6 protein-coding genes and 1 pseudogene are annotated in these 11,165 nt (G+C 65.5%); 6 read left to right on the top strand and 1 reads right to left on the bottom strand.

What is annotated here, in order from left to right; genetic code table 11:
- Positions 1 to 275: pseudogene (locus tag STRIP9103_RS47035) on the bottom strand (Gfo/Idh/MocA family protein); the annotation flags it as partial.
- Positions 276 to 821: 546 nt separating this feature from the next.
- Here STRIP9103_RS47035 and STRIP9103_RS25360 point away from each other — a divergent pair.
- From STRIP9103_RS25360 to STRIP9103_RS25330, 6 genes are all read left to right on the top strand, one after another.
- Positions 822 to 2,039: an ISAs1 family transposase gene (locus STRIP9103_RS25360; RefSeq protein ID WP_048820955.1), complete on the top strand. Its 1,218-nt coding sequence runs from the start codon at positions 822 to 824 to the stop codon at positions 2,037 to 2,039.
- Between the two features lie 267 nt (positions 2,040 to 2,306).
- Positions 2,307 to 3,515, top strand: coding sequence for a hypothetical protein (locus tag STRIP9103_RS25355; RefSeq protein ID WP_158696910.1), 1,209 nt, complete (start codon positions 2,307 to 2,309; stop codon positions 3,513 to 3,515).
- A 29-nt stretch (positions 3,516 to 3,544) separates the two neighbouring features.
- Entirely contained in the window at positions 3,545 to 4,315 is a 771-nt protein-coding gene (locus tag STRIP9103_RS25350; RefSeq protein WP_009322201.1) for an IS5/IS1182 family transposase, read from the top strand.
- Between the two features lie 359 nt (positions 4,316 to 4,674).
- A complete protein-coding gene (locus tag STRIP9103_RS25340) occupies positions 4,675 to 5,478 on the top strand; it encodes a hypothetical protein (protein ID WP_009322251.1) in 804 nt (267 codons plus the stop codon).
- On the top strand, positions 5,471 to 9,970 hold the full coding sequence (locus tag STRIP9103_RS25335; RefSeq protein ID WP_009322209.1) for a coiled-coil domain-containing protein: 4,500 nt from the start codon (positions 5,471 to 5,473) through the stop codon (positions 9,968 to 9,970). The genes STRIP9103_RS25340 and STRIP9103_RS25335 overlap by 8 nt, the downstream gene beginning before the upstream one ends.
- Positions 9,942 to 11,084 carry a hypothetical protein gene (locus STRIP9103_RS25330; protein WP_009322226.1) on the top strand — a complete coding sequence of 381 codons (1,143 nt, stop codon included), beginning with the start codon at positions 9,942 to 9,944 and terminating at the stop codon, positions 11,082 to 11,084. The genes STRIP9103_RS25335 and STRIP9103_RS25330 overlap by 29 nt, the downstream gene beginning before the upstream one ends.
- Positions 11,085 to 11,165 lie beyond the last annotated feature (81 nt).

Below are 11,165 nucleotides of genomic sequence, written 5' to 3'. Positions count from 1 at the left end.
TAGATCGCCGTCACCACGGCCACCGCCTGCCGTCCTGCCGCCCCGTCCACCAGCGGGGGCCGTCCCTCCCGCACCGCGTCGCAGAAGTCCAAGAGCTGGTCCCGGTGCGGCTGGTACAGCAGACCCGAGGCGTCCCGGGCAGGGTCCCGCACCAGCGCCGCCGCGTAGTCGGCGGACTGGTCGGCGGCACCGAACGCTCCGTACGCGGGCGCGTCCTCGCCCGTCGTCGTCAGCCAGGCATGGCGGGACTCCCGCCGCCAGGTCAGACTCGGCAAGTTTCTCGCCGGGTGCCACGTCGTACCCGTCGGCCTCGAAACCGCCAAAGCCGCAGGCATTCTCTGCGGCAAGGCCGGCACCTCCGACATCGTCGACGCCACTGTCGTGACCATGGCAGCCAGCCTCGGCGCCATCATCTGGACCTCGAACCCGGACGACATCCGCACCCTCATCGACGCGCAGGACATCAAACCCGCCCCTGTCATCCGCACCGTCTGATCACCGATCGTCTCCGACGACCAGCCCGTACAGGCTCAGAGACCGCCGAGGCGGAGACAGGTGCGGCCACCTGCTCGCGTAGCGTTCTCACTGCCCGCCGACATGACGTTCCCCCATCGCGACCTGCACTCTTCCCAAAAGGACGAAAGGCCCGCCCTACGTACACCGCCACTCTTGGCATCGACGCTGAAATCGTCACCGCTCTCTCGATCAAATCCCGTTACCGCCAGTCCCAGGGCTTCGGCGTAGTCGGCTGACCTCCGCTTCCTGACGGATGACCAGATTGGGCGGAGTCCGGTGCAGAACAGGCACGGACGCCCGTGATCATGGAGTTCTCTACGCTCTGTGATCCTGGGAAGTCCGTGCCTGCCGACGCATCATCTCCAATCTCCTCTGTCTCTGATCAACTCGGCCCCCAACCGAGAGCCGCACCCAGGGAGATTCCCGACCTGCTGGAACGTCTCGCGCAGGTCCCCGACCCGCGCGATCCCCGCGGAGTACGGCATCCACTCGTCACAGTGCTGGCCCTGACCGCCTGCGCGGTCATCGCCGGCGCGAGGTCGCTGCTGGCCGTGAGCGAATGGGTGGCCTACGCCCCGACGGAACTCCTCGAGCGGCTCGGCATCCGCGTCGACCCGCTCTTCCCAGAACATTCCTGGCCTGCGGAATCAACCATCCGCAGACTCCTGGCCAGGATCGACGCGGACGCCCTGGACCGGGCGGTCGGGGCCTGGCTCGCCGACCGGCAAAAGCATGCGGGCGGTTTGCGGGGACTGGCCGTCGACGGGAAGTCGCTGCGGGGCGCCGCCCGCGCGAGGAGCCGGAAGATCCATCTCATGGCCGCCTGCGACCACGTCGGCGGCCTGGTCCTCGCGCAGATGGACGTCGGTGAGAAGACCAACGAGATCACGCGTTGCCAGCCTCTCCTGGACACACTGCCCGACCTGTCCGGCACCGTCGTGACCAGTGACGCCATGCACACCCAGTACGACCACACCACCTATCTGCGCGGGCGGGACGCCCACTACATCGTGATCGTGAAGCGCAACACGAAGAAGCTCCGCAAGCAGCTGAAATCCCTTCCCTGGAAGCAGATACCGCTCCAGGACCGGACCCGCACGACCGGTCACGGACGCTCCGAGATCCGCAGGCTGAAGGTCTGCACGGTCAACAACCTGCTCTTCCCCGGCGCCCGCCAGGCCGTCCAGATCGTCCGCCGCCGCGTCAATCGCACGACGGGGAAGATCAGCCTCAAGACCGTCTACGGGGTCACCAGCCTCGCCGCGGAGCAGGCCCCACCCGCCCGGCTCGCCCAACTGGTCCGCGGGCACTGGACGGTCGAGGCCCTGCATCACGTCAGAGACGTCACCTTCACCGAGGACGCCTCTCAGCTGCGGACCGGGAACGCACCCCGGGCGATGGCGACCTGCAGAAACCTCGCGATCGGAGCCCTCCGCCTCGCCGGCGTCCGCAACATCGCCGCCGGCCTCCGCCGGACAGCCCGGGACCAAACCCGCGCCCTCGCCCTTCTCGGCCTCAAATGATCAAAAAGGACGAGGCCCGACTACGCCGAAGCCCTGACGCCAGTCCCCGCAATGATTCACCTGGCGCAGCTTGTAGCGGAATGAGGGAATCCGAATACTGGATCCACCCGGCACCCCGAGGCACCCAGATTGCCACCGAACAGGGGAGCATCAGTTCGTGAGCGATGAATTTCGGCCTGTGGCTCAATCACGAGCGAAGGGAGTCGTCGAGCCGGATATCCGAGGACCCCCGCTTACGGTGGTATAGGGGTGCTAGCGTGACTGATCGTGCATCACGATCTGCCCCACCCGCCTCACTTGCCTGATGAAGGGCTGGTTCGCCGCGTCAAGGCACTGGCTTGTACAGCACCGTTGCAGGCATTGGATCAGCGCAAGGCATCGCTGGATTGGGCAGATGCCAAGGTCTATCACATGGCCGAAATCGCGTTGCACACGATCGATCAGGTCACCATCGCGATGGACTTCGACGCCGGAGCCGAACATGCCAAGGTACTTGAACAGGTAAAACACTTCGTCGCGGCTCAGGCGCCCGACAGAGATGACGCCGAGCACGCCGCTGTGGCCGACTGGGTACTCCAGCGACTGATCAATGTCGGCACCATCGAACGTGGGTTCTCCTGGCACTACGGGCTTGTCGGAGACGAGGGAACCTACGACCGCTTCGAGTTCGACTTCAAATTACTGGTGGAACAGTCGACACCCGACGGGTTTTCACTGCGGGCCACCGACGAGGCCATCAACGTACTCGTCGGCGCATTGGATACAGACGTGGAATCCGCGCAGATCGCCGCCGAGGTCAAACTCGACAACCTCATCAGGCGCGGTCGGCTCGCCGACGCCAAACTCGCCGCCGAACAGGCCAGGTACCGCACGGTCCAATATGGAGAGACACTACGTCGTTACCTCGATGCCACCCGTCGCGACGTTCGCACCGTGGACTGGGAACGGGTGGTACCAGACCTGCTGTTGGACGCGCTTGAGCACATCGAGGGCCGCTACTCAGCGGAACACGCCATCCTGACCAATATCACCGCCGCGCGGGACGACTCTGACGATCCGCGCCACAAGCAGCGGACTGCGGAACTCGTGGAGATCGTCCGCGACTGCATCCGCCGTCATATGCAGCTCCAGAAAGCCGTACAGGAAGCGGGCGATCAGTTCCGTTCCGAACAGGACCGTCAGCTGTTCTCCGGCGAACCGCAGCGCGCCGCGCTCCACTTGCACGGACAACTGCTGGTACCGCTGCTTGGACTTCCTGTGGGCAAAGCACTCGGGCCGGTGTACGACTTCTTCCGTGGGGCGGTCGGCCCGGCACCCCCCGAAGTTCTCACGCTGCCGTCACTTGTGGAGCGTCTCCTGCAGCGGCCCTCAGAGCCCGAGAGATTCGCCGGCGAGGTTCGAGATCCTCAGTTCGACCCCGTACCGGAACAGGAATTGTTCACTCCCGAACATTTCAGGCTAAGGGTTGTCCCGTAACTGCTGGTCACGGGTGAGATGATCTTGGTGTGGCTGGTGTGATCACGGCGTCGGAGCCGTCTTGGATAGCCCCGTTCACCGGGCTGAGTCCGCGTCAGTTCAGCAAGCTGATCACCGCCTTGCGGCGGGAGGGCGCGGATCCGGTCCGTAAGGGCCGGCCCTGGAGCCTGCCGCTGGAGGACCGGGTCCTGCTGGTCGCCGCGTACTGGCGCACGAACCTCACCCTGCGCCAGCTCGCCCTGTTGTTCGGGGTATCGAAGTCGGCGGCCGACCGCATCGTCGACCACCTCGGGCCGTCGCTCGCGCTCCAGCAGCGCAAACGGTTCCGCAAGGACACCGTGCTGATCGCGGACGGAACCCTGGTGCCGACCCGCGACCACAGCATCGCCGAGCAGTCGAAGAACTACCGGTACTCCACCAACCACCAGGTCGTCATCGACGCCGACACCCGGCTCGTCGTCGCCGTCGGCCGGCCACTGCCGGGCAACCGCAACGATTGCAAGGCGTGGGAACTGTCCGGCGCAAAGGACGCCGTCGGAAAGACGACCGTGATCGCGGACGGCGGCTACCGGGGCACCGGCCTGGTCATCCCGCACCGCCGCGAACGCGGCCAGGCCGAACTCCCGGCCTGGCAGGAAGAGCACAACGCCTCCCACCGCAAGGTCCGCGCCCGCGTCGAGCACGTATTCGCCCGGATGAAGAGCTGGAAGATCCTGCGCGACTGCCGCCTGAAAGGCGACGGCGTCCACCACGCCATGCTCGGTATCGCCCGCCTGCACAACCTCACCCTCGCCGAGTGACGGGAAACGAGCAGGTCAACCAGCATGCCGTAGATCATTTACGGGACAGCCCTTAGCGAGCGAGATCCTCTCCCTGCCCGGTGGCTCCGCGTCTCTGAGCGACTTGCTCGCACGTGCGCGCCGTCATGAGCCTCAGGTCGCCCGGCTGGTGATGCATCGGGCGGCACACGCTTTCAACCCGTCCGTCGGTGACGCGGTACGTGAGCACGTACCTGAGGTGTTGATCGCTGTACCCACCGGGGATCCCATGCACAGCCCGCAGTTCGGCGGCGATGAACTGTGGCTCACGAAAGCGGGGGTAAGGCCAGTCGTTCCAGGATCGGAGGAGCCAGGTACGGCTCGGCACGAGGAGTTCGGTGATGAGATCTCGCTTCACGGATGACGACGCCGAGCAGGCCGCGCAGTTGCTCGCTTTCGCGATGCGCCCTCGGCTGCTGCCGAGTCGCGACAACGCCTATCGAGAGCTTCTGCGCCGCTACCGGCACGACGGCGCGTTCCGAACGTTGACCGGCCGGATCGCCGCCGGTCTGGGGCTCAGGGTGCTGGGGGAACACGAGGACATCGGCCTCGCGATCGCGGCCGACGGCGGTTCTCCCTTCGAGACCAGGATGGAGACCTACGCCCGCCGCACCCAGAAGGAAGGCGGCTACGCCGAGCGCTTTCTGCACGGCATTATCCACCTCGCTGTCGCCGCGGTGTCCTTTCCCCGGCCGGACGACCTCGCCGAAGACGAGTACGTCGGCAGGGTCAGTGTCGACGTGGTCGACGCCGTCGTTCGCGAAGCCTGCGACCGGCTGCGTGAAAAAGCGGCGTCCCGTGAGGAATCGGCCGATGTACCCAGTGACGCACCGGAACTGGAATTGGCGTGGCACGCGTATGCCAACCGTCCGGAGGCATTCCCCACCAAGGACAAACGTCGAGCGATGAACACCACCAAGGGCATGGTTTCCCGAGCTCTGAACTTCCTCGCGGAGCAGGGCTTCCTGACGCCGATGAAGAACGCCGGCGAGGACGTCTTTCAGACCACACGGCGTTACCAGCTTCAGGTGCGTGAACTTGCGGCCACCAGCGCTTTCGAGGAGTTGGTGGCGCTGGGCGTGGTCCTTCCCATGGCTGTGTCGACCGGACCGGGAACCGTGGCGGAGGCCCCGGAGGATGTATGAACTGTCCCGAGTGCTCCTGCAGTCCGTCGGGCCCAAGGCGGCACGCTACGAGAACGTTCTCCTGGACTTCAGCGGCGTCGGAGATCCCATCGCCGACCGCCCCGCCACCTTGTTTAGCGTCAGGGACGAGCAACCTGTCCGGCGCCCCTCCCCGGCCACGGTGCTCTTCCTTGAGAACGGCGGCGGCAAGTCCGTACTGATCAAGCTGATCTTCTCAGTCCTGTTGCCCGGACGCCGTCAAGTGGTGGGTACCCGTGATCCTCGCACGCTGAGCGGATTCGTACTCGACAACGATGTGGCCCACATCGCGCTGGAATGGACACACACCCGCAGCGGGCGTCGACTGGTGACCGGCAAAGTCGCCGAGTGGCGCCACCTCAAGGCGACTCAGGACCCGTCCAACTTGGTGGAACGCTGGTACCACTTCCGCCCTACACGGGAGACCACACTCGACACCCTCCCCGTGGCCGAGGACGGACGATATCTGCGGCTGGCCGACTTCATCGGCGAACTCGACGAGGCCCAACGAGCTGATCCCGAACTTGAGTTCAATCATTTCCGCGTTCAGTCGGAGTGGACGGAACGACTCACAGACCTCGGCTTGGATCCCGAACTCTTCCGCTACCAACGGGCAATGAACGCCGGGGAAGGCGAGGCGGCCGACGTCTTCTCCTTCGCCAGCGACGCCGCTTTCGTAGAGTTCCTGTTGTCAGCCGTGGTGCCCACCGGACCGGCACAGGATCTCGCCAACCTGCTGAACTCCTACGGCGACAAGCTCGGCAGGCGTGGTGCGCTGACCTTGGAACGGGACTTTGTGGCCGGCGCGCTGGATTTCCTCGAACCGCTGGCCGGCATCCACATCACCGCTCTCACTGCCCAGGAGGAACAGCGGGCCGCGAGGAAGACGCTGGACACCTTTGTCCGTTCGGTGAAGGTACGCGCGTTCCGTGAGGTCGAGGCCGCGAAGGCGAGCGAGGAAGTCACCAAACGCCTTGGCGGCGACCTGCGGCGGGCCGTGTTCCACCACGAGAAGCTCGCGGCCGCTGCTCGTGAACTTGGCCGCCTCACAGCCTTGTTGAAGCTGACCGAAGCCGAGGAGGAACAGCAGAAGGCCCGCGCCGCGTGGAACCGAGCGCAGGAGACCGAACGCGCCTGGAAGGTCGTACCCCGCCTGGCCAAGAGCCTGGAAGCGACCGCCAACGCGAACCGGTTGCGTGAGCTGGTCCGGCGTACTGAGGAAGCCGCCCTTCCGGCACTTCAGGCCCGGGACGCCGCGCTGGAGGTTCTCGTCGGGGCATTGCGCACCATGTCACGGCGCCTCACTGAGCAGGCGGAGACGGCGCGGCGTCAGGCAGAGAGCGAACGCACGCTGTCCGAGCAGGCTCAGACCGAGCACAACGCGGCCGTCGGCCTAGCTGCCGAGCACCGGGCGCAGGCCAAGGCGCTCGACACCCGTATCCAGGAAGTGCGGAACGCCCTTGCGGACGCTGTGCGCGACGGTCTGCTGAGTGACGGCGTGACGGCTCGTGACGCCGCGCGGCAAGCCGAGGAGGAGGCCCGTAAGAACGCCGAGGAGATATCCCGGCAGGAATCCGCCGCCGAGGACGCGGCGGGGCTTCACGATGCTTCCCACCGAGCTTGCCGAGCCGCTGAGCAGACTTTGGCCGAGGCCCGGCACTCTCTTGATCTGGCCCGCCGCGACTGGACGAGAGCCGACGAGCGCACCCGTGCCCTAGAAGCGGATATCCAGCCGCTCGCACTCCTGGACATCGAACGTCTCGACCTGGAGGTGGACGCTCCCAGGCTGGTTGGCAAGCTCGCTCAGCGACGTGACGCCGCTGATGTGGCAAGGACCGAGATCCGTATCGCCATGGTCCGTGACGAACGTGCCAGGCTTGCGTTGGAGACGAACGAACTGCTGCCGCCCGCCCCGGAGGCCGCGGAAGCGTGCGAGACATTGCGAGAAGCCGGTGTCGACGCCTATACCGGCTGGGACTACCTCGCCGGTCTGCCCCGGGTTGAGCAGCGCCGTACGCTCATCGAGCGCGTGCCGCATCTGGTCACGGGTGTACTCCTGAATGATCCCGAGCAGACGGCACGGGCAACGGAGATCCTGGTCTCCCGGAAGCTGTGGCCCAGCACGCTGGTGGCGCTGGGCACCACCACGGACATGCACGAACCCGACGCATCACTCGCCGGGCTGGATTTCGTGGTGCCTCCGCATCCGGCGCTGTACGACGAGAGAGCAGCCGCGGAGGAGCGGCTCACCCTCGGTCGTCGCCATGACGAACACCGCGCGCGGATCGCCGAGTTGGACGCTCGGCAACGTATGTTTCTCTCGCTGCTCAACCGACTTGAGGAGTGGCGGGTGGACTTCCCTGAAGGAAAGCTCGCCGAACTGCGCGAGATCGTCACCGTCCGGATGCAGGCTCACGACGAGGCCCAGGAGGCGCTGACCGAGCAGACCGAGAAGCGGGAGGTTGCAGCCGCCCGTCTCAAGGCCATCCGCGAAGCCATTCCGCCGCTTCGTACGGCACAGTCGGCACTGGAAACCCGTAAGTCCACGTTGAGTGGGCTGGCCATCCAGGAGGAGCGGATCCCCGACTGGCAGACCGCTGTGGACCAGGCTCGGACGGCGGAGGCGCGAGCACGGGAGGCCGCTCAACAGGCAGAAACGGCCGCCGAAAGTCACCGGGCCGCGAGCGCCGAGCACGTGCGCACGATGGACCGCCTGACCGGCTCCGCACACCGTATGACCGCCGAACTGAATGAGCTTCCGGGCGCCGACGCCGTTGCGGAGAACAAGACAGAGGTTCCGGCGGAACCGCTCCCCGTGCTGCGCCGTTCCTATGAGGCAGCGGCCATCGAGTACGAACGGGCATCTGTCGGAGCCGACCTGCTCCTCGACATGCGTCAGGCGGAGCAACGCGAGAAGCAAGCGGCGCAGGAGCTGGGTGATGATTCTCCCGAAACACGAGCAGCTGCCCAGGCGTTGCTGAACGGTCCTGACGGAGTGGACGGCGCGAGCCGGGCCGCCGCTCAACGCCGTGCTGAACAGGCGGTCACCGACTGCCAGACCTCACTGTCCGAGGCGGACGCGAGTGTCGCGGAACACCGAGCGGTCCTCAAAGACTTTCCGGAACCGCTCACCGACGTGGACCTCGCTCCCTTCGGCCCACCTCTGCACGTCATACACGGTATGCGTCTGATCGAGGCGGCGGAGCACGATCGGGACGAGGCAGAACGTATCCGGCGCGAAATCGCCTACCACAGCGAGCGTGCCGAGCGTACCGCCGCTGCCCTGCGCTCCTCCGCGAAGAACTTCACGGACCTGATCACCGTCTTGTCCCGGTCGGCTGAGCCTCGCGAAGACGACATACCGTACGAGGGCGGTGTCTCGGCCGCCCGGGACCGGCACACCGCACTGAAGACCGAGTACGACCGGATCGGGACAAAGGTCGAGACGGCACTCGCCGAAGAACGAACGTTGACCGACCAGCTGGTCGGGTTCGCCGCGGACGCGCGGTTCGGGGGGCTGCCCTCCCCCAGCCGCACCGTCATCCAGTCGTGTCCTCGTGCCGAACTACCAGCGCGGGCGGCCGAATGGAGCGACAGCCTTCGCCCCAGACTGCGTAGCCTCACCGTGGACCTGGACTCCATCGAACGGCACCGCCGACAGATCGTGCTCCAGCTGTGCCAGCAGGTGCAGGAGGCACTGCGGACCTTGAAGCGGGCACAGTCCCTTTCCCGGCTGCCCAGAGGGCTGCAGGAGTGGTCCGAGCAGGAATTCCTGCGGATCCGCTTCACCGAGGTCTCCGAACAGGCGCTGGAGGACCGGCTCGGCACCCTCGTGGACGAGACCGCCGAAGCCGTGATCCATGGAAAAGAGATCAAACGGGACGGCCTGGCCTTGCTGCTACGCGGCGTGACCGAAGCAGTGGCTCCTAAAGGGTTCCGGGTGCGGATCCTCAAACCGGACGCCGTTCTACGGACGGAACGGGTGCCCGTCTCGGCCATGAAAGACCTCTTCTCGGGCGGCCAGGTGCTGACCGCTGCCATCGTCCTCTACTGCACCATGGCAGCGCTGCGCGCGAATGAGAAGGGCAGGGTGCAGCACCGCCGGAACTCGGGCGTGCTGTTCCTGGACAACCCGATCGGTCGCGCCTCGGCCGGTTATCTGCTGAGGCTTCAGCAGTCGGTCGCCCGTGCGCTGGGTGTCCAACTCATCTACACCACAGGGCTGAACGACCTGGCGGTCCTGGACTCCTTCCCGCTCGTCATCCGTCTGCGGAATGACGCCGACCTACGCGCACACCGCATGTACCTCACCGTCGTGGGCGACAGGAGGAAGCATCTTCTCGAGCCTCTTGAGGAGGGCGAGAACCCGGTGATCACGTCCATCAGGTATCACGCCCGTGCCGACGCAGAGAATAACCACCACCAGGATCCCGAGGAAGAGAGCGTTGACCGATCTGAGTCGTCCCGCGCGTGACCTGCTGAGCGCGCTTCACGAACACGCCCGTTCGCAGAAGAAATGGGACGGCACACGTAAGACGCGCGTCTCTCTGCCGGAGTTGCGCCGTGTCTTCCGTACGGTGCCCCATCCGAAGGTGGAGGACGAGCTGGAGTCGGTGGTTCTGAGCCGTCATCTGGACGAGCTGTACGAGTGCGGGGCCATCACGGCGATGAAGGGCGACGACGGGGAGAGAATTCCGTTGCCAAAGGGCGTGTGGGTGCTGCCCACCCACCAGGCGGCGATGAAGGTGCGGGAGCCTCTTCCACCCTTGCATCCGAACATGCGCAAGGTGGCCGGGTACTGGGACAACGCCGCGCCCAGAACCCGGATCGGCTACCGCGCGGTCAACAACTGGCTCCTCTCCGAGCCTGACATGAAACCTGCGCCGAAACGTGAGCGTGCTCTTGACATCTTCGGCAGTCGCACCTATTCGGGATGGTTCGATGCCGAAGAAAAGGCGTTCGACGAGTTGGGCGGTCCGTTCTTCTCAGACCGGGAAGCTCTGTACAAACTATTGCAAATGTATTCAGCGCCGCCTCAAATCCTCACTGAGAGACTCATCGCAGAGAGCGACGGTTACTACGGGCGCATCGGCGACGGTGACATTCTCCTGGTCGTAGAGAACGTCACCACATGCTGGTCGTTGATAGAGGCGTTGGACGGGATGAAGGACCACGCAGTCGGCTACGTGGCCTGTGGGATGGGAAGTTCGTTCTTGGCCTCACTCGCCGGTGTCAAGATGCTTCGACGCGGCAAGATCGCGGAGATCCGCTACTTCGGCGACCTCGACCCGACCGGATTGTCGATCCCGGCGGCGGCTGCCAAGGAGGCCGCCAAGGACAACAACCTCCCCGCAGTTCTGCCTGCGGTCGGGCTCTATGACGCGCTGCTTGGCATCGGCACCCCGTTGCCGCGCAAGGAGAGACGCCTTACGACACAGCAGGCAACCGGCCGAGTCCGATGGCTTGATCCTTCGCACCAGGCCATGGCGACCGCGCTGTTGTGCGGCGAAGATCGCCTCGCCCAGGAATGGGTCAACCTGCGGCATCTGAAGTCGAACAGCGAGTGGCTCAGGGACATGCACAGATGAACGAGAGTTTTGCGCTCCCGCACCGCGATCCAAGTTTCCTCGGAAGGTCCGAACTGGTGGACGAATTGCTTCCTGGGTTCT

It is taken from the genome of Streptomyces ipomoeae 91-03 (genome assembly GCF_000317595.1).
GTDB lineage: Bacteria > Actinomycetota > Actinomycetes > Streptomycetales > Streptomycetaceae > Streptomyces > Streptomyces ipomoeae.
Note: the sequence above shows the minus strand (reverse complement) of the source record. Positions and strands in the feature narration are given on the sequence as shown.